Genomic DNA, 18,475 nt, shown 5'->3' with positions numbered 1-18,475 from the left:
AGCATATAAAGGGTTCCGCGAACCGGAATTCCACGGAGGTTGTTGAATGGTGCGTGCAGTCCTGATGGCGGCTCTGGTGGCAATGAGCGCCCCCGTTGCAATGGCACAGGCGCCCGAAGCGGCGCCGGACGAGAACCGTCTCCAACTCGAAGGCATCGCGGCCATCGTGAACGACAAGCCGATTTCCTATTCGGACGTCCGCCAGCGCGCCCGCCTGCTGATGCTGACGCTCGGCCGGCAGCAGCCCACCGCCGAACAGATCCAGCAGATCACCGGCCAGGCCCTCGAACAGCTCATCGATGAACGCCTCCAGCTCGACCGCGTGGCCGAATTCGAAGTCGAAGTGGACCGCCGCGAAATCGATGCGGAACTTGCCAGTATGGCTTCCGAAGGCGGCCTCGGCGCCGACGGCCTGCGCCAGCAGCTACTGTCTGCCGGGGTGAACCCGGTCAGCCTCGAAGAGCAGATCCGGGCCGAGATCGCCTGGAACCGCCTGATGAGTGGCCTTTACGGTTCGCGCATACGCGTGTCCGACAGTCAGGTCGACGACCAGCTGGAGCGCCTGCGTACGGCGTCCAAGAAAACCCAGTACCGCGTCAGCGAGATCTTCCTTTACGCACCCGACGAAGAGACCCGGGCCGAAGCCCTGAAGGCGGCCGATTCGATTGTCCAGCAACTGCAGAATGGCGCCGATTTCCGTGTCGCTGCGCAGCGCATCTCCTCGGCCCCGACCGCCGCAACCGGCGGCGACATGGGCTGGGTGACGGCGGACGACCTCGCCCCCGGCCTCTCCGAAGCCGTGGCCGGCGCGACGGTTCCCGCGCTTCTGCCGCCCATCGCGGTCGAAACGGGCGTTTACATCCTCACAGTGTCCGCCAAGCGTGAACCCAGCCAGCCGACCACCAAGGTTGACCTGAAGCGTCTCGTGGCCACCGACGGCAAGGACGAGACCATCCGCGAAGCCATGAGCCGCATCACATCCTGCGAGGACGTCCAGTCGGTCGCCAATTCGAAATCCGAGCTGCGCAACCAGGACCTGCCGGAAATCGATGTCGAGGAACTCGGCCCCGAAGGACGCGAACTGGTGCTGGCCACCGCTGTGGGCAGCCCGACAGAAGTGTTCGCCGTCGGCAGCGGCCTCGCCGTGATGTACGTCTGCAAACGCGAAGATGGCGCCGAGGCCCTTCCCTCCAAGGAAGACCTCAAGAACTCCATCAAGTCGCGCGAACTGGCGATGATTTCGGAGCGCGAATTGCGCAATTCCCGCCGCGACGCGACCATCATCTACCGTTGATCCGCGAAATCGCGCTTGCCTGACGTGCCGATTGGCGCGACATCGCCCGCGTGAGCACCCGTTTGCCCCTTTCCCTGGCCCTGACGATGGGCGACCCCGCCGGCTGCGGTCCGTCCATCTCAGGCGCCGCCTGGCAGGCGTTGCACCGGGAATCCGGCGCCGCCTTCTACCTGATCGGTGACCCGAAGCTCGTGCGCGGCGCGCCCGTGCAGGTGATCGCATCGCCCGCTGAAGCCTCTGGCGTATTCGCCCGCGCCCTTCCCGTGATCGCCCTGCCCAATGTCCCCCCGGTCGCGCCCGGCGTCCCGGACGCCGCCGCAGCGCCCGCCATCGTCCGCGCCATCGAGCTTGCCGTCGCTGATGCCCTTGAAGGGCGCGCCTCAGGCGTTGTAACCAATCCGATCAACAAGGCGCTGCTCTACGGCACAGGCTTTCGCTTTCCGGGGCACACGGAGTTCGTGGCGCACCTCTGCGAGCAGGCCGGCCATGCCGTCAGCCCCGTTATGATGCTCACCGGCGGCGGCCTGCGCGTTGCCCTCGCCACCATCCACATGCCACATGCCGCAGTGCCGGCTGCACTGGGTGATGGACGGCTGGAGCGGATTGCCCGTGCCGTGCACACTTCCCTCATCCGCGACTTCGGCATTGCCCGGCCGCGCCTCGCCTTCTCGGGCCTCAACCCCCATGCCGGCGAAGATGGCACCATCGGGCGCGAGGAAGTGGAGATCATCAATCCGGCAGCGCATCGTCTGCAGGCGGACGGCATCGACATCTCGCTGGCCCGCCCCGGCGATACGGTGTTTGCCGAAGCCCTCTCGGGCGCCTATGACGCCGTGATCGCCATGACCCACGACCAGGGCCTGATCCCGGTCAAGACGCTGGACTTTTGGGGCGGCGTGAATTCGACTCTCGGCCTGCCCATCGTGCGCACCAGCCCGGACCATGGCACGGCCTACGACGCCGCTGCTGCCGGCACCAGCCGCCCTGACAGCCTGATCGCCGCGCTCCGCCTCGCCGCTGAGTTCGCGGCCAACCGAATGAAACCATACGCATGACCGACGAACATCATCCGCTCACGGACGCTCCCGCTCGCAAGGCGCTGGGCCAGCATTTCCTGTTTGATCCCTCGATCCTGAAGCGCGCCGCCAATGCAGCAGGCTCCCCCAAGGGCCGCACCGTCATCGAAGTCGGCCCGGGCCCGGGCGGCCTCACGCGCGCCATCCTCAACGAGGATCCCGCCAAACTCATCGCCGTGGAAACCGACCCGCGCTTTTCCGAAGCACTGCTGGACTGGCCGGAAGCGAAAAGCGGTCAGATGATCGTCATTGCGAAGGACGCGCGCAAGGTGCGCTGGGACAAGACACTCGCCGAACTCGGCGCCAGCGGCCCCGCCATGATCATCGCCAACCTGCCCTACAATGTCGGCACGCCCTTGCTGGTGGACTGGCTGAAGGCGGGCGACTGGCGCGGCGAGATGGCCCTGATGTTCCAGAAGGAAGTCGCCGAGCGGATCTGCGCCAAGCCGGATACGGACGCCTACGGACGATTGGCCGTGCTCGCGCAGGCCGTCACCCGCCCGTACATCTCGTTCACCCTGCCGCCGGGCGCCTTCCGACCGCCACCGAAAGTCGACAGCGCTGTCGCCGTGTTCGAGCCGCTGCCGCCGGAGAAGCGGTTCGCGCATATCGAGCTGCTCGAGCAAATCGCCGGCGCCGCCTTTGGCCAACGGCGCAAAATGCTGCGCGCCGCGCTGAAGCCGTTCGCCAAAAAGCGTGGCATGAAGGCCGAAGAGTGGCTTGCCGCCTGCGGCATCGACCCGACCACCCGCGCTGAAACGCTGACCCAGGCTGAGTTCCGTACACTGGCCAACAGCCTGGCCTGAGCCCGCGTGCGGCCTGCGCCTAGTCCTCGCCGAGCAGCGTGCGGACGTGGCCTTCCAGGTCGAGCTGGCGCAGCCGCTTGAGGCGTTCCACCAGCAGGATGCGCTTCAGGCGTTGGTAGGCGGCTTTCAGCTCGTCATTGACGATGACATAGTCATAGCGCCGCCAGTGCATGATCTCGCGCTTGGCATCTTCCATGCGCCGCGACACGATCTCGGGCGTTGAGCCCGGACGGTTCGACAACCGCTCCTGCAGCGCGTTGATGCTCGGCGGCAGGATGAACACCGAGACGACATCGTTCGGCATCTGGTCGTGCAGAGCGTCCGCGCCCTGCCAGTCCACGTCGAACAGCACATCCTCGCCTGCTTCAAGCCGCGCGACGGTGTCGGCTTTCGGCGTGCCGTAATACTTGTCGAACACATGCGCCCATTCGAGGAACTCGTTCGCCTCGATCATGTCGTGGAACTGTTCGGGCGTCTTGAAGAAATAGTCTTTCCCATCGACCTCGTTCGGGCGCGGCGGCCGCGTGGTGGCCGAGATCGACAGCTTTACGTCCGTGAATTCTTCCAGCAGCATTTTCGACAGCGTCGTCTTGCCGGCGCCCGACGGGCTCGACAGCACCAGCATCAGCCCGCGCCTCCGGCCACGGTCTTTCGGATGTCCGCTATTCGACATTGGCCGACTGCTCCTTGAACTGGTCGATCACCCCTTTGAGGCTGAGTCCCGCATTCGTCAAATCGAGGCTCGCGGATTTCGAGCAAAGCGTATTAGCTTCCCGGTTCAGCTCCTGCGCCAGGAAATCCAGCTTCCGCCCTGCGGGCGAGCCCGCGTTCAGGAGGTCGCGGCCCGATTTCACGTGCGCGCCAAGCCGGTCCAGCTCCTCGCGCACATCCGCCCGCGCGGCCGACAGAGCCGCCTCGGCCGCAAAGCGCTCGGCGTCCACACGGCCTTCCTGGTCCAGCTCCTCCAGCTGCTTCTGCAGCTTCGCCTTGATCAGGCCCGGCTGGGTCGCGGCGAGCCGCGCGGCCTCCCCCGCAAGCGCCTCGATCTGGTCGAGATGACCCGACAGCAACCCCATCAGCGAGGCGCCCTCGGCGCGGCGACCTTCACCCAGCTGGTCCAGCGCCAACCGCGCCCCGGCGCTCAGGGCCGCCATCGCCGCCTCATTGGCCGCCAAGTCACGCAGCGTGGCCCCGCTGGTCTCCACGACGCCCTTGAACGTCATCAGCGTCGCGATAGCTTCCGGCGTCGGCTCGAAACCGGCGGCCTTGCGCGCCGCCTCGGCCAGCGCGCCGAGGAGCGCATGGTCGATCGTCACCCCGCCGGCCCCGGCCGCCATATCGACCCGCAGGCTCACCTGCAGCGAGCCGCGATTGAACCGCTCGCCCGCCATCGCCTTCACGTCGCGTTCCAGCGCCTCGCAGCCCGGCGGATAGTTCACCCGCACGTCCAGCGAGCGGCCATTGACGCTCTTGGCTTCCCAGGCCCAGCTGCCCCAGCTTTCCTCCCCGGTGACCCGCGCGAAGCCAGTCATCCCCGACAATATCCCCATCAGTTTGCCCGCTCCTTCAGGATCTCGCCGCGCTCATAAGCCCGGTAAGCCGCGACGTTCCGGTTGTGCTCGTCCAGCGTCCGGGCGAACAGGTGCCCACCCTTACCGTCCGCCACAAAGAAAATGTACTCCGTCTCCGGAGGGTTGAGGACCGCCGCTATCGCGTCGCGTCCCGGATTGCAGATCGGCGTCTTCGGCAGGCCGTCGATCTGGTATGTGTTCCAGTCCGTGTGCCGATCGATCTCGGACCGATAGAGCGTGCGCCGCTGGCCGGCCTTGTTGTACAGGGGCTCCCCCTTTGAGATGCCATAGATGATCGTCGGATCGCTCTGCAGGCGCATGCCGCGTTTCAGGCGCGTCGTGAACAGCGCCGCCACTTGCGGGCGCTCGTCGGCGCGGCCCGTTTCCTTCTCCACCACCGAGGCCAGGATCACCGCCTCCTGCGGCGTGGTGATCGGCAGGCCGTCCTGGCGCTGGGGCCACAGCTCTTCCAGCAGGTCCGCCTGCGCCTGCTGCGTCTTGGCGATCAGATCGGCGCGCGTCATGCCGCGATGGTACATGTATGTATCCGGCAGCATCGTGCCCTCTTCGGGCAAGACTTCCGGCATGTCACCCGTCAGGATTTCGTCTTTCTCGATCAGCTTAAGCAGCTGCGCGGTCGTGCGTCCCTCGGGCAAAGTGATCCTGTGCAGCACCGAGCGCCCCTCGATCAGTATGCTGAGCACCTGCTGAAGCGTGGCTTCCTTTTCGATGATGTATTCTCCGGACTTCACGCCCAGCTCGGTTCCGTCCAGCCGCGCCTTCAGGCGCAGGAGGCGGGCGTCGTGGATGATACCGTCCGTCTCCAGACGCTCGGCTACGGTCGCCAGCGCCTCGCCGTTCTCCACCTTGAACACGGTTTCATGTGCCAGCGGCCCGGGGCGCGTCAGTTCATTGTTGAACCAGACCCAGCCCGCCGCAGCGCCCGCCCCTGCCAGGAAGGCAATGAAGAACAGCCAGAATACCAGCGCTTTCAGGAATCGCATCGGGGCCTCATCAACGTGACATGTCGCGGTTGTTCTACCGTGCCTGCCCCGGCCCGAAAATCAATTGTCCGCAGCAAGACCCCACCACAGCGCCGCGGGGCAGCATTAAACTCAGGTCACTTGCTTCAGGATTAGCGACGCGTTGGTGCCGCCGAAACCGAAACTGTTGGACATGGCTGCGCGTACCCGGCCTTTCTTGGCCTTGTGTGGGATGAGGTCGATCACCGTCTCGAAGCTCGGATTGTCGAGGTTCAGTGTCGGCGGCATCACCTGGTCACGGATCGCCAGGGCACAGAACGCCGCTTCGATCGCGCCGGCGGCGCCCAGAAGGTGGCCGACGGCCGATTTGGTCGACGACATCGACAGGTTCTTTGCGTGATCACCGAAAGCCCGCTCCACAGCGCCGGCTTCGCCTTCGTCACCTTTCGGCGTCGAGGTGCCGTGGGCGTTGACATAGTCGATCTCGGTCGGGTCGATTCCGGAATTCTTCAACGCCATCTTCATGGCGCGGTAGCCGCCTTCGGCGCCTTCGGCCGGCGCCGTGATGTGATAGGCGTCGCCCGTGAGGCCGTACCCAGCCACTTCGGCATAGATTTTTGCGCCGCGGGCTTTTGCATGCTCATACTCTTCGAGCACCAGCACCGCTGCGCCTTCCCCCATCACGAAACCGTCACGGTCCTTGTCATAGGGCCGCGACGCCTTCTCGGGGGTGTCATTGAAATTGGTCGACATCGCCTTGGCGGCACAGAAGCCGGCAATGCCGAGCCGTCCGATCACCGCTTCGGCGCCGCCGGCCACCATCACGTCGGCGTCGCCATACTTGATGAGGCGGGCAGAGTCCCCGATCGCGTGTGCGCCGGTGGCGCACGCGGTCACGACCGAATGGTTCGGTCCCTTCAATCCGTGGCGGATCGACACCTGGCCAGAAGCCAGGTTGATCAGCGAAGCCGGAATGAAGAAGGGGCTGACCTTCCGCGGTCCCTGCTCGTGCAGAAGGATTGCGGTTTCGTAGATCGTTTCCAGGCCGCCGATCCCCGAACCGATCAGAACGCCAGCGCGTTCCTTCTGTTCGTCGGTTTCAAGCGGCAGCGCGGCATCCGCGATGGCTTCGTCGGCCGCCGCAACGGCGTACACTACGAACTCATCAGTCCGGCGCTGCTCCTTGGCCGACATCACCTTGTCGGGATCGAAAGCGTGGGGGTCACCCGCACCGCCGCCCCGGCCAGATGCGTACGGCACCTGGAAAGCAATCTTGCAAGGAAGGTCCGAGGCGTCGAACTTGTCTATTGCACCTGCGCCGGACTTGCCGGCAATCAGGCGTTCCCAAGTGGCCTCGCGCCCGTTGGCGAGCGGGGACACGATACCGATACCGGTGATGACAACGCGACGTTCGGACATTGCAGCCAAGGCGCCTTAGATATGCGCCTTGATGTGCGAAACGGCGTCGCCGACCGAGCGGATCGACTCCTGCACATCATCGGGAATTTCGATGTTGAACTCTTCCTCGAAAGCCATGACCAGCTCAACGAGGTCCAACGAGTCGGCACCGAGGTCGTCGATGAAGCTTGCGCCCTCAACCACTTTGTCAGCTTCGACGTCGAGGTTTTCGACGACAATTTTTTTCACGCGCTCAAGAACGTCAGACATGGATACCTCTCTCGATATGCCTGCAGACTGGCCCATTTCCGAACCATTGTGTTGCGCCTAGCACACACTTCCGCGAAGCGCCAAGCCCTTGTCTCAACAGGGACTGCGCAGGGTCAGATCATGGCCATGCCGCCGTTGATATGCAGGGTTTGCCCCGTGACATAGGCGGCTTCGCTGGAGGCGAGGTACACCGCACCTGCAGCAATATCGTTGCCCTGCCCCAGGCGGCCCGAAGGAATCTGCCCCAGAAGGGCCTGTTTCTGGGTTTCCGGCAGCCCGTCGGTCATGGGCGATTCGATGAATCCGGGGGCAATCGTGTTGGCGGTGATTCCCCGGCTGGCCACTTCCTGGGCCAGCGATTTCGTGAACCCGATCATCCCCGCCTTGGAGGCGCAATAATTCGCCTGTCCGGGGTTTCCGGTCACGCCGACGATGGAGGTGATGCCGATGATGCGGCCATAGCGCCGCTTCATCATGCCGCGAACGGCGGTCTTCGCGAGCCGGAAATAGGAGCCGAGATTGACGTTGATCACGTCATTCCAATCCTCGTCCTTCATCTGAATCAACAGCTTATCGCGGGTGATCCCCGCATTGGCGACCAGGATGTCGAGCGGGCCGAGGGCCGCTTCGGCTTGACCGACCAGCCCGTCGACCGCCGCCGGGTCTGACAGGTTGCAGGCCACGATCGCGCTTTCGCCCTTCAGGGTCGCGGCGACTTCCTGCAGCACCGCTTCGCGCGTGCCGGAGAGCACGACCTTTGCGCCGGCTTCCGAAAGGGCCTGGGCGATCGAGCGGCCAATGCCGCCCGACGCGCCAGTGACGAGGGCCGTGCGGCCAGAAAGGTCGAACATGCGGGGGCTCCCTGCTGGTTTGTCTGTTGGCGCCGGACTTACGGCACAAGCCCTCCCCGCGTCAAACGCACGCGCCAGCCTGGCAAGGCTGGTTGCAGAGCCAGCCGAGCAGGACTAGTTTTCGATGATCGATATGCTGGAGCCCGTCATGGCGCGCATCATCAAAAAGTTCCTCGCAAGCCTCGTGACCTTGTTGCTCACTCCGCTGCCGGTCTTCGCCGACATCACGCCGGACGAAGCCAAAATAATCCGCGACGAAATCGAAGCGGAGACACGCTGCTATGTGTCGCCCGGGCCGGAGAAGGTCGGCCCACGCGCCATTTGCGTCTGGCGCCCGGCGAATGCCGGTGCGGACCTTCTGCCGACCCTCTACATGGCCGACGGCATGATTGGCATCTACGTCGCCGCCATACCGCTAAAGCGCGCCATTGAGTCCGGAGAGCTCGCGCCGCTCATGGTGATCGGTCTGGATCCGCAGGCCGATCCGGAAGAGCGGGCGGAAGAATATGTCCGTCACTTCCACGGCCCCAAATCCTACGAGGCGCACAACCGCTGGTTTGTCGACTATGTCATTCCGTGGGCGGAGGGCACCCGGAAGGCCGCGCCCGATCCGGCCAAGCGCTATATCGGCGGTTTCTCCAATGGCGCTGACTGGGCCACCACCACCGCCGCTGAACACGCAGACCTCTTTGCCGGTGTCCTTGTGCATTCTCCGATGATGACGAAAACGAAAACCGTTGGCTATTGGCAAGAGACCGGCGCCAACACTCTGCGCTGGGTCGTTTCAGGCGGGACAGAAGAGATCAGTGGCACGATCAAGAAGAAAGCGGAGCTTCCGAAGAAGCTGGCCAGTTCGATGGCGGCCAGCGGCGCGCCAGTGCGTGTATGTATCGGCAAGTGGGCGCACGAACCGCGCGCATGGCGCCTGATCTCGGGCGGCTCAATTACCTGGATGATGCAGCTTGGCGATCCGGCGGTTGTGACAAACAGCATCGAAGCGAAAAGCTGCGCCAGTCCTTCATGAGGGCGGCGTCAGGCTGCCTTGAGCACCTCCAGCTCCCGGAGCCGGTTTCGGTAGGACGGCCAGAAATCCAGGAAGGTCGGCGCTGAATCGGGGATCTCGCGCAACCGCTTGTTGAGGTGCGCCACGATCTCAGCGCCGATAACCCGTTCGCCATAGACCCACCATTGCTTGCCGCCCGGCGTGCGTAACAGGGCCAGTGCGGCGCCTTCTATTCCGCCCCAGGTTCCTTCGCTGAAGAACCCGTCCCGGTGCATGTTCAGCGCGGACTCCGCGACGAAGACAAATTCGGAAAGCGCCTTGTCGATGAACGATTGAGTAAGCGCTTCGGCGCTGTCGTACCCATGCAGCCCAACCACAAACCGGTCGATGTCGCCGTCTTGCGAATTCGTCATCCGGCCCCATTCCGATACAGGCAGAAGCAGGTCCCGTTGAGCGGCGGCGCGTTCCATCTTTTGCGATTGCTGCATCTGCCAGACGACCGCCAGCAACGACATCAGGATCGCGACGACCGCGACCGTCTGACCGACATAATAAAAGTTCTCGAGTGTCATGGTTCCCTCCCACAGGAGAAGGAACGCCAGGCTTCGCCGGGATCAGTGCCGAGCAAGTCCGCGAGGCGGTGCCCGATTCAGCCTTCGCCGCGCAGGGCCTTGGCGAAGGCTTCCAAGTCTTCGGGATTGCCGAGGGTGAAGCCGTTGAGGGATTTCTCGATGCGGCGCTGCATGACCGTCAGCACTTTGCCATTGCCGGTCTCGGCCGTCATCGTGACGCCCTGCGCCACCATGAACTGCACACTCTCGGTCCAGCGCACCCGGCCGGTGACCTGGGTGACGAGGTTGCGGCGGATCGTGTCGGGGTCGGTCACCGCGCTCGCCGACACGTTCGCGACCAGCGGCGTGGCCGGTGCCTTGATTTCGGTGGTCGCCAACGCTTCAGCCATCGCATCGGCGGCCGGCTGCATCAGTGAGCAGTGGAACGGCGCGGAGACGTTCAGCGCCATGGCCTTCTTCACGCCGTTGGCCTGAGACCAGGCAACCGCGGCATCGATGGCCGCCTTGGTGCCGGAGATGACGATCTGGCCGGGGGCATTGTCATTGGCGATCTCGCAGGCGCCGCCTGTGTCGCGGCCCGCCGCGCACGCCGCTTCGGCCTGCGCAACTTCCGCGCCGAGCAGGGCCGCCATGGCCCCCTCGCCCGGCTTGACCGCGCCTTGCATGGCATTGCCGCGGATGCGCAGCAGCCGGGCCGTATCCGACAGGCTGATCGCGCCCGCCGCCGCCAGCGCCGAATACTCACCCAGCGAGTGGCCTGCCACGAAGGCGGCATCCTTCACGCTGATCCCGAAGTTCGCTTCCAGCGCCCGGTAGGCGGCCACGGAATGCGCCATCAGGGCCGGCTGGGTGTTCGAGGTGAGGGTCAGCTCGGCGAGGTCTCCGCCCCACATCAGGCCGGACAGGTCCTGGCCGAGGGCCGCGTCGACTTCCTCAAAAACCGCCTTGGCGGCAGGGAAAGCCTCCGCCAGCGCCTTGCCCATGCCGATTTCCTGGCTTCCCTGACCGGGAAAAATGAATGCGAGCGTCATATGGTTACGCGCCTCCCTGATTTTGGCGTGCCTAAAGCGGGCCCTTCCCGCATGCAAGCGCTTGAAATCTGCAGCCAGATAGGCTTTAGACCCGCTCTTCACAGCAAGGTGCGGTCCTCAAGTCCCCGGAATAAGCCGGAAAACGAGGGGCCATCGCTGGGGCAGTTTCCCGCTCCCCTGCGCCGCACCTTCTAATTTTGGGAATGAAAACATGGCACTATACGAGCACGTCGTGATTACACGACCGGACATCTCGCCCGCCCAAGTTGACACCTTCGTCGAGGAAATGAGCACCTTCCTTAAGGAAAAAGGCGCAACGGTCGGCAAAACCGAATACTGGGGTCTTCGCAGCCTCGCCTACCCGATCAAGAAGCAGCGCAAAGGTCACTACTCGCTGATCAACATCGACGGCCCGGCCGAAGCGATCCACGAACTTGAACGCCGCCAGCGCATCTCGGAAGACGTGATGCGCTACCTGACCGTCCGCGTCGAAACGCTGTCCGACGAGCCCTCGCCGGTTCTGTCGCGCAAAGAGCGCCGTCCGCGCGACTAAGGGAAAGGAACACATCCGATGGCACAGAAAATCAACATCACGAACATTCCGGCCCGCCGTCCGTTCGGACGCCGGCGCAAGGTGGACCCGTTCACCGGCGAACACGCCCAGGAAATCGACTACAAAGACGTGAAGCTGCTTCAGCGCTACATCTCTGAAAAGGGAAAGATCGTGCCGAGCCGCATCACGGCCGTGAACCTGAAAAACCAGCGCAAGCTGGCCCAGGCGATCAAGCGCGCCCGCATGCTGGCGCTCATCCCGTTCGAAGTGAAATAAGGAGAGACCCCCATGCAAGTCATTCTCCTTGAGCGCATCGAACGCCTCGGCAAGATCGGTGATGAAGTCCGCGTCAAGAACGGCTTCGCCCGCAACTTCCTGATCCCGCAAGGCAAGGCGCTAATCGCCAACGACCGGAACCGCAAGCGGTTCGAAGTCGAGCGTGAAGCGATCGAAGCCCGCAACGCGGCCGCCCGCGATGCGGCGAAGACCGACGCTGAGAAGCTGGAAGGCACAACCTTCGTCCTGATCCGTCAGGCTGGCGATACCGGCCAGCTCTACGGTTCGGTCTCGGCCCGCGACGTCTCCGACGCCGCAGAGGAAGCCGGCCACAAGATCCCGCGCAATGCGGTGCGACTCGACAAGCCGATCAAGTCGATCGGTCTGTTCGACGTTTCGGTCCGCCTTCATGCCGAGGTCGCCGTCAAGATCCAGGTCAACGTGGCCCGGTCTGCGGAAGAAGCCGAGCGTCAGGCCAAGGGCGAGAACATCGTCGAGGCCCTGCAGGCTGCCAATGCTGCGTTTGCTGAAGAGCAGGCCGGCGAGCTGGCCGAAGCGGCGGCCGAGCGCGGCCCGGTGGGCGACGACGAGTAGTCGGCGGCCCAACGCCCCCAAGAAGAGCCGCGGTCCCACCGGACCGCGGCTTTTTTCTGTGAGTCGCGTTTGAAAACTGAACCAAATCCCGCGCGTTCAGACCGGGCTTGGGTTAATATGGCCCGATGACCCAGCAGCCGACCGCCCAGACCCCCGTCGTCTCGCCCCATAACCTCGCGGCCGAAGCGGCCGTGATCGGCGCGATCCTGTTCGACAACAACGTCTACCAGTACATCGCAGAGATCCTTCGGCCCTCGGACTTCTACGCCCCTGCCCACAGCCTGCTCTACGAAGTCGCCTCGACTATGATCCAGACCGGCCGCGTGGCCGACGGCGTGACCCTGCGCGAGCATTTCGAGCAGAAGGAAAAGCTGACCGAGATCGGCGGCGCGAAATACCTGGTCGATTTGCTGGACGCCGCCGCCTTCGGTCCGGAGGTGAAGGATTATGCGCGCATCATCCGCGACCTCGCCATCCGGCGCGAGCTGATCCGCGTCGGCGCGGGCATCCAGTCCCAGTCCCTGTCGCCGGAAGACGACGACAATGGATCGACCCTGATCAACAAGGCCGAGCGGGCGCTGTTCGAACTGGCCGAACGCGGCAGTTCCGAGCGCGGCTTCTCCACCTTCGCCGAAGCGCTCGCCGAGTCCCTCGTCACTGCCGAGGCCGCCTTCAAGCGCGGCGGCAAGATTGCAGGCATCCCGACCGCGCTGCGCGACCTCGACGAACAGCTCGGCGGCTTCCACCGGTCCGACCTGTTGATCCTCGCCGGTCGCCCGTCGATGGGCAAGACGTCTCTGGCGACCAACATCGCCTACAACGTCGCCGCTGCTTACCGGTACGAGACCCAGGAAGACGGCTCGCGCAAGACGGTCGATGGCGGCATCGTCGCCTTCTTCTCGCTCGAGATGTCGAGCGAACAGCTCGCTACGCGTATCCTGGCCGAGCGCACCGAGATCAGCTCGCACGACATCCGGCAGGGCAAGCTGACCAAGGCGGACTTCGAACGCCTGAGCGAGGCAACGACCGAGTTGCAGAACCTGCCGCTCTACATCGATGACACAGGCGGCATTTCCATCGGCGAACTGACGGCACGGGCGCGGCGCCTGAAACGGTCCGAAGGGCTCGACCTGATCGTGATCGACTATCTGCAGCTGATCACCACCTCCTCGTCCAATTCCAACACCAACCGCGTGCAGGAAGTGACCCAGATCACCACCGCGCTAAAGGCGCTGGCCAAGGACCTCAACGTGCCGGTGCTGGCGCTATCGCAACTGTCGCGCGCGGTCGAACAGCGCGACGACAAGCGCCCGCAATTGTCGGACCTGCGGGAATCCGGCTCGATCGAACAGGATGCCGACATCGTGATGTTCGTGTTCCGCGAGGAGTATTACCTCGCGCGGACCGAGCCGGCCGCCGACCCGAATGATCCGTCCTCAAGCGAAAAGTGGAAGGCCTGGCGCACCCGGATGGACCAGGTGTTCGGCACGGCCGAAGTCATTGTCTCCAAACAGCGCCATGGCCCAATCGGCACCGTGAAACTCGCCTTCGACTCGCGCGTCACCCGCTTCGGCGACCTCGCCTACGACGCCGCCCGGACCGACCCGTTCGAGTAGGCAGCACAGGCGTCCGGACGCAGCTTTGGGCTGGCCGGTTGGTTCGTTTGAGGTGTTTTCAACTTCCGCTCATGCCCGCGAAGGCGGGAATCCAGACCAGATGGGCGAAATCTTGTTGCGCCGGGATCAGCGGGGCGTCTATTTCGCCATGGCCGGGGCGATCTCTGGGCGGGCTTCTGCCGTGGGCAGATAGTGGGGTTCAGGGCGCAGGTGGGTGGCCTGTTCGTAGGCGTAACCGTAGGCGAGCATTGCCGCATCGGCATTCCTGGCACCGAAGAAGGAGACGCCGAGCGGAATGCCGTGGACGTCGCCCATCGGAACGGTGAGGTGCGGGTAGCCGGCGATGGCGGGCGCCCAGCCAGCGCCGGCCCAATCCGGCCAGACATCACCGTTGACGGGATCGATGCGCGGCGAGATCGGGCCAGACGGCGCCACGAGGACCGAGACATTGTGCTCGGCGAGGGCCTTGTCGATGCCGTTTTCGCGGGCGGCCGACTGGATAAGCGTCAGTGCGTCGGTATAGGCTTTGTCCGTGAGCGGACCAAGGGCATCGGAGTCGGTGAACAGGTCCTGGTCGAAGAGCGCGAGCTCGGTATCCGCATGGGCGTCATTGAAGGCGATCAGATCGGTCAGCGTGCGCGTGGTGACGGCCGGCGCGGCGCTGGCGAGATAGGCGTTCAGGCTGGCCTTGAACTCGTATTCGAGCACAAGAAGCGAATCGGGAAAGAAGCCGGCCGGCAGGCTGAATTCGGTGATGTCGACCAGTTCGGCGCCCTGCCCTTGCATGGCCGCAAGGGCGGCGTTGAACCGCTCCAGAACATCCGGGTTCGAGCCTTGCGCCGTGCGCAGCACGCCGATGCGAACTCCCTTCAGCGCGTCCGGCGAGAGGGCGGCGATATAGTCTGTCGCGCCGGGATCCATAGCGTTCATCAGCATGGCCGCGCCAAGCACCGATTTCGTCATCGGCCCGGCGGTGTCCTGGCTGGGCGAAATGGGCACGATGCCGTCTTGCGGGATGACGCCGACGGTCGGCTTGAAGCCGACGAGGCCGTTGACATGGGATGGGCAGATGATCGAGCCGTTTGTCTCGGTGCCGACACCGCCGGCGGCCAGCGACGCAGCAATGGCAGCGCCCGTGCCAGAGCTGGAGCCGCAGGGATTGCGGTCGAGCATGTGGGGGTTTCGCACCTGTCCGCCTACGGAGGACCAACCGCTCATCGAGAAATTCGAGCGGAAATTGGCCCACTGGCTGAGATTGGTCTTGCCGAGGATCACGGCGCCCTGCGCGCGCAGGCCAGCGACGAGCGGGCTGTCGCGGCCGGTGATATTGTCCTTCAGGGCCGTGGAACCGGCCGTGGTGGGCATCGGATCGAGGGTTTCGATATTGTCCTTGAGGAGGATCGGCACGCCGTCGAGCGGGCCAAGCGCCTTGCCCTCGGCGCGGCGGGCATCACTGGCAGCGGCCTGCGCCAGCGCGTCCGGATTGGTGACCAGCACGGCCTGGAGGCGCGGGCCGGCCTCGTCAATGGCTGCGATGCGGGCGAGATAGGCGCGCGTAAGGCCCTCTGATGTCATGGTGCCGGCGGCAAGCTCGCCCGCGATGTCGGGCAAGGTCTTCGCCAGCATGGCATCGGCCTCATAGGATCCAGTCACGGATACCTCCTCGGACGCGGGCGGAGCGGGCGCTGAGCAGGCGGCGAGCAGCAGCGCCGCAAGTGCGGCAGTGACCTTGAAATTCATGGCGGCGCGTCCCTCCTGGATCAGGAGGGACGGTAGCGGCCAAGCGCGAAGAGGCAAGAGGCCGTGCGCCCGGACGCCCGCGGAGGCGAAAGGACCTAGCGCGCGAACTTCTTGAACTTCAGGCGCTTCGGGTTGACGGCGTCTTCGCCGAGGCGGCGTTTCTTGTCTTCGAGGTAGGACGAGAAATCGCCCTCGAACCATTCAACATGGCTGTCACCCTCGAAGGCGAGGATGTGGGTGGCCATGCGGTCGAGGAACCAGCGATCGTGCGAGATGATAACGGCGCAGCCGGGGAAATTGTCGAGACCTTCTTCGAGCGCCTGCAGGGTTTCCACGTCGAGGTCGTTGGTCGGTTCGTCGAGTAGGAGCAGGTTGTGGCTGCCGCGCAGCATCTTGGCGAGGTGGACGCGGTTGCGCTCACCGCCGGAGAGGATGCCGACCTTCTTCTGCTGGTCTGTGCCCTTGAAGTTGAAAGCGCCGACATAGGCGCGTGACATGACCGTGACGCCGCCGAGATCGATCACATCGGTGCCGCCGGAGATTTCCTCCCAGACGTTCTTGTTGGGGTCGAGCTTGTCACGGCTCTGGTCGACATAGCCGATCTTGACCGTTTCGCCGACACGCAGGGCACCCTTGTCGGGCTTTTCCTGGCCGAGGATCATCTTGAACAGGGTCGATTTGCCGGCGCCGTTCGGGCCGATAACGCCGACGATACCGCCCGGGGGCAGTTTGAAGCTCAGGTCCTCGATCAGCACGTTCTCGCCGAATGCCTTGCTGAGGCCTTCCGCTTCCAGCACGACGCCGCCGAGGCGGGGGCCGGGCGGGATGCGGATCTGCGAGGTCATGACCTTCTCGCGCTCGGCCTCGGAGGCCATCTTCTCATAGGCGTTGATACGCGCCTTGGACTTGGCCTGGCGCGCCTTCTGGCCGGAGCGGACCCATTCGAGTTCCTTGGCGAGGGTGCGTTTGCGGCCGACATCCTCGCGGGCCTCCTGCTCCATGCGCTTGGCCTTCTGCTCGACCCAGGACGAGTAGTTGCCCTGGAAGGGCACGCCGCGGCCGCGGTCGAGTTCGAGGATCCAGTCGGTGATGTCGTCGAGGAAGTAGCGGTCGTGGGTGACGAGGATCACGCACCCGGGGAAATTGATCAGGTAGTTCTGGAGCCAGGCGACGGTTTCGGCGTCGAGGTGGTTGGTCGGTTCGTCCATCAGGATCATGTCGGGCTTCGACAGGAGCAGCTGGCAGATGGCGACCCGGCGGATCTCGCCGCCTGAGAGCTTTGTGACGTCCGCGTCGTTTTCCGGGCAGCGCAAGGCGTTCATCGCCATTTCGATCTTGGAGTCGATGTCCCAGGCGTTGGCGGCGTCGATCTTCTCCTGGAGCGCGGTCATCTCTTCCATCAGCTCGTCGGAATAATCCTCGCCGAGCCTGGCCGAGATGGCATTGAACTCGTCGAGCATCATCTTTTCCGGGCAGGACGATGCGATGTTGTCGAACGCGTTCTTGGTCGGGTCGAGCTTCGGTTCCTGCGGCAGATAGCCGACCTTTACGCCCTCGGCGGCCCAGGCTTCGCCGACGAAGTCCTTGTCCACACCCGCCATGATGCGCAGCAGGGTCGATTTGCCCGAACCGTTGACGCCGACCACACCGATCTTGGCATCCGGCAGGAAGTTCAGGTGGATGTTCTCGAACACCTTCTTGCCGCCGGGATAGGCCTTGGTGAGGCCTTGCATGTGAAAGACGAATTGGGGACCGGCCATGGGCGGAGCTTCCTTCGGAAAGGGGAAAACGGGATCAGCGCGCGATGTGGCGCGCCGCGCGGCGAAGATCAAGCGCTAAGCGCGGGTCGGGCTCAGCGGGCGGGCGCGAACCCGTTCTCGAGCGTGCCGGCGGCCACGAGGCCCTGGAGGTAGTCGCGGTCGTGGGCCGGCAGGAGGGTGAGGGCCGGATCGGACTGTTTCAGGTCGTACAGGGCCCGCAACTGGGCGCGGATGTTGGCGCGCACTTCCGGCGGATCGAAGAACAGGAGGTTCAGCAGCAGCGGGCGAGTGGTCAGGTCGTCGATGTTGCGCATGGTCCAGGCGATATCGCCAATGAACAGGAATTCGGCCCCGTCGGCGCGCTGGACATAGATGACCTCCGAGCCGGGCGAATGGCCGGACATCGCCGCCACAACCACACCTGGCGCGATGCGCACCGGCTGCGAAAGGTCCAGCGCCGGGACGGCAAGGATCGCGTCGGGCAGCATGCCGCCGCGCGTGAAGGGCGCAAGGGCGCCGCGCTGGATCTCGGTGAGGGCCAGTTGCGGGGCAATGGAGGCTGGATCGGGATGGCGTGCGACGCCCATTACATGGTCCAGGTGCTCATGGGTGAGCAGGATCGTGTCAGCGCGGGTCATGGCGTCGAGCAGGGTCTCATAGGCGGCCGGATCGAACCCGGCCGCGGGAGTCTGGCTCATCTCTTCCATGGTTTCGGCATCGACGGCGGTGTCGATGATGACCGTCCGGTCCGGCCAGACCAGCTGGAAGGCGTTGAATGACATCGGCACGGGCGCGGCAAACCGGCCGGCCTGGACCGCGATGCTGGGGAACTCGTCGTGGCCGATTTCGAGCCAGCCGATGCTGGTGGGTCCCTGCCCGGCATCGGCGGCCACGAGTTCACGCCACGCGGCGACGTCCATGACGCCTTCGGCCTTGGCCGGAGCCTTGGTGTCCGAGAACAGCAGCCACCAGGCGGCTCCGAGAATGACGGCCAGCAGGAGACCTGCCCCGATCAGGATATTGCGTAACATGGCGCCCTCCGCTGGCCGGCCTTTTCCTGCCCCTATCACAGCATGGGGGG

General features: G+C 64.6%; 19 protein-coding genes. 8 read left to right on the top strand and 11 right to left on the bottom strand.

The window, feature by feature from the left end:
• Nucleotides 1-46 precede the first annotated feature (46 nt).
• The 3 genes from GC148_RS09685 to rsmA all read left to right on the top strand — a co-directional run bounded on the left by GC148_RS09685 (nucleotide 47) and on the right by rsmA (nucleotide 3,176).
• Nucleotides 47-1,294 (top strand): peptidylprolyl isomerase, encoded by a 1,248-nt coding sequence (locus tag GC148_RS09685; RefSeq protein ID WP_291070505.1) that lies wholly within the window; start codon nucleotides 47-49, stop codon nucleotides 1,292-1,294.
• A 62-nt stretch (nucleotides 1,295-1,356) separates the two neighbouring features.
• Complete coding sequence (gene pdxA / locus GC148_RS09680; RefSeq protein WP_291070504.1) at nucleotides 1,357-2,349, top strand: 4-hydroxythreonine-4-phosphate dehydrogenase PdxA; 993 nt, start codon at nucleotides 1,357-1,359, stop codon at nucleotides 2,347-2,349.
• Entirely contained in the window at nucleotides 2,346-3,176 is an 831-nt protein-coding gene (rsmA, locus tag GC148_RS09675; RefSeq protein ID WP_291070502.1) for a 16S rRNA (adenine(1518)-N(6)/adenine(1519)-N(6))-dimethyltransferase RsmA, read from the top strand. The genes pdxA and rsmA overlap by 4 nt, the downstream gene beginning before the upstream one ends.
• 19 nt (nucleotides 3,177-3,195) lie before the next feature.
• Here the strand turns inward: rsmA and gmk are convergent, their stop codons facing one another.
• From gmk to fabG, 6 genes are all read right to left on the bottom strand, one after another.
• Nucleotides 3,196-3,849, bottom strand: a complete 654-nt coding sequence (gene gmk, locus GC148_RS09670) for a guanylate kinase (RefSeq protein ID WP_291070501.1) — start codon at nucleotides 3,847-3,849, stop codon at nucleotides 3,196-3,198.
• Entirely contained in the window at nucleotides 3,839-4,726 is an 888-nt protein-coding gene (locus tag GC148_RS09665; protein ID WP_291070500.1) for a YicC/YloC family endoribonuclease, read from the bottom strand. The genes gmk and GC148_RS09665 overlap by 11 nt, the downstream gene beginning before the upstream one ends.
• Nucleotides 4,726-5,751, bottom strand: a complete 1,026-nt coding sequence (gene mltG, locus GC148_RS09660) for an endolytic transglycosylase MltG (RefSeq protein WP_291070498.1) — start codon at nucleotides 5,749-5,751, stop codon at nucleotides 4,726-4,728. Before mltG ends, GC148_RS09665 begins: the two co-directional genes overlap by 1 nt.
• A 111-nt stretch (nucleotides 5,752-5,862) precedes the next feature.
• Nucleotides 5,863-7,149 carry a beta-ketoacyl-ACP synthase II gene (fabF, locus tag GC148_RS09655; protein ID WP_291070496.1) on the bottom strand — a complete coding sequence of 429 codons (1,287 nt, stop codon included), beginning with the start codon at nucleotides 7,147-7,149 and terminating at the stop codon, nucleotides 5,863-5,865.
• A gap of 15 nt (nucleotides 7,150-7,164) precedes the next feature.
• Nucleotides 7,165-7,398 (bottom strand): acyl carrier protein, encoded by a 234-nt coding sequence (locus GC148_RS09650; protein ID WP_291070495.1) that lies wholly within the window; start codon nucleotides 7,396-7,398, stop codon nucleotides 7,165-7,167.
• A 113-nt stretch (nucleotides 7,399-7,511) separates the two neighbouring features.
• The gene (gene fabG, locus GC148_RS09645) at nucleotides 7,512-8,249 is read right to left on the bottom strand and encodes a 3-oxoacyl-[acyl-carrier-protein] reductase (protein ID WP_291070494.1); all 738 of its coding nucleotides are present in this window, start codon (nucleotides 8,247-8,249) and stop codon (nucleotides 7,512-7,514) included.
• A 124-nt stretch (nucleotides 8,250-8,373) separates the two neighbouring features.
• Between fabG and GC148_RS09640 the strand changes: the two genes are divergently transcribed.
• Nucleotides 8,374-9,273, top strand: coding sequence for an alpha/beta hydrolase-fold protein (locus GC148_RS09640; protein WP_291070493.1), 900 nt, complete (start codon nucleotides 8,374-8,376; stop codon nucleotides 9,271-9,273).
• Between the two features lie 8 nt (nucleotides 9,274-9,281).
• Here GC148_RS09640 and GC148_RS09635 read toward each other — a convergent pair whose 3' ends face one another.
• Both GC148_RS09635 and fabD read right to left on the bottom strand, forming a co-directional pair.
• Nucleotides 9,282-9,824 (bottom strand): hypothetical protein, encoded by a 543-nt coding sequence (locus GC148_RS09635; protein WP_291070491.1) that lies wholly within the window; start codon nucleotides 9,822-9,824, stop codon nucleotides 9,282-9,284.
• A gap of 77 nt (nucleotides 9,825-9,901) precedes the next feature.
• Nucleotides 9,902-10,855 carry an ACP S-malonyltransferase gene (gene fabD, locus GC148_RS09630; protein WP_291070489.1) on the bottom strand — a complete coding sequence of 318 codons (954 nt, stop codon included), beginning with the start codon at nucleotides 10,853-10,855 and terminating at the stop codon, nucleotides 9,902-9,904.
• A gap of 211 nt (nucleotides 10,856-11,066) precedes the next feature.
• On the opposite strand from fabD, the gene rpsF reads away from it, so the two are divergent.
• The 4 genes from rpsF to GC148_RS09610 all read left to right on the top strand — a co-directional run bounded on the left by rpsF (nucleotide 11,067) and on the right by GC148_RS09610 (nucleotide 13,894).
• Nucleotides 11,067-11,408: a 30S ribosomal protein S6 gene (rpsF, locus tag GC148_RS09625; protein WP_291070487.1), complete on the top strand. Its 342-nt coding sequence runs from the start codon at nucleotides 11,067-11,069 to the stop codon at nucleotides 11,406-11,408.
• Nucleotides 11,409-11,426: 18 nt separating this feature from the next.
• A complete protein-coding gene (rpsR, locus tag GC148_RS09620) occupies nucleotides 11,427-11,684 on the top strand; it encodes a 30S ribosomal protein S18 (RefSeq protein WP_291070484.1) in 258 nt (85 codons plus the stop codon).
• A gap of 12 nt (nucleotides 11,685-11,696) precedes the next feature.
• A complete protein-coding gene (gene rplI / locus GC148_RS09615; protein ID WP_291070483.1) occupies nucleotides 11,697-12,278 on the top strand; it encodes a 50S ribosomal protein L9 in 582 nt (193 codons plus the stop codon).
• A gap of 125 nt (nucleotides 12,279-12,403) precedes the next feature.
• Nucleotides 12,404-13,894 (top strand): replicative DNA helicase, encoded by a 1,491-nt coding sequence (locus tag GC148_RS09610; RefSeq protein ID WP_291070482.1) that lies wholly within the window; start codon nucleotides 12,404-12,406, stop codon nucleotides 13,892-13,894.
• A gap of 138 nt (nucleotides 13,895-14,032) precedes the next feature.
• Here GC148_RS09610 and GC148_RS09605 read toward each other — a convergent pair whose 3' ends face one another.
• The 3 genes from GC148_RS09605 to GC148_RS09595 form a co-directional block, all read right to left on the bottom strand.
• Nucleotides 14,033-15,634 carry an amidase gene (locus GC148_RS09605; RefSeq protein ID WP_291070480.1) on the bottom strand — a complete coding sequence of 534 codons (1,602 nt, stop codon included), beginning with the start codon at nucleotides 15,632-15,634 and terminating at the stop codon, nucleotides 14,033-14,035.
• 95 nt (nucleotides 15,635-15,729) lie between these two features.
• Nucleotides 15,730-17,394: an energy-dependent translational throttle protein EttA gene (gene ettA / locus GC148_RS09600; RefSeq protein WP_291070479.1), complete on the bottom strand. Its 1,665-nt coding sequence runs from the start codon at nucleotides 17,392-17,394 to the stop codon at nucleotides 15,730-15,732.
• A 92-nt stretch (nucleotides 17,395-17,486) separates the two neighbouring features.
• Nucleotides 17,487-18,425 carry an MBL fold metallo-hydrolase gene (locus tag GC148_RS09595; RefSeq protein WP_291070477.1) on the bottom strand — a complete coding sequence of 313 codons (939 nt, stop codon included), beginning with the start codon at nucleotides 18,423-18,425 and terminating at the stop codon, nucleotides 17,487-17,489.
• Nucleotides 18,426-18,475: the final 50 nt, after the last annotated feature.

Source organism: Hyphomonas sp. (assembly GCF_016125515.1).
Lineage (GTDB): Bacteria > Pseudomonadota > Alphaproteobacteria > Caulobacterales > Hyphomonadaceae > Hyphomonas.
This window is presented reverse-complemented; position numbering and strand designations above follow the sequence as displayed.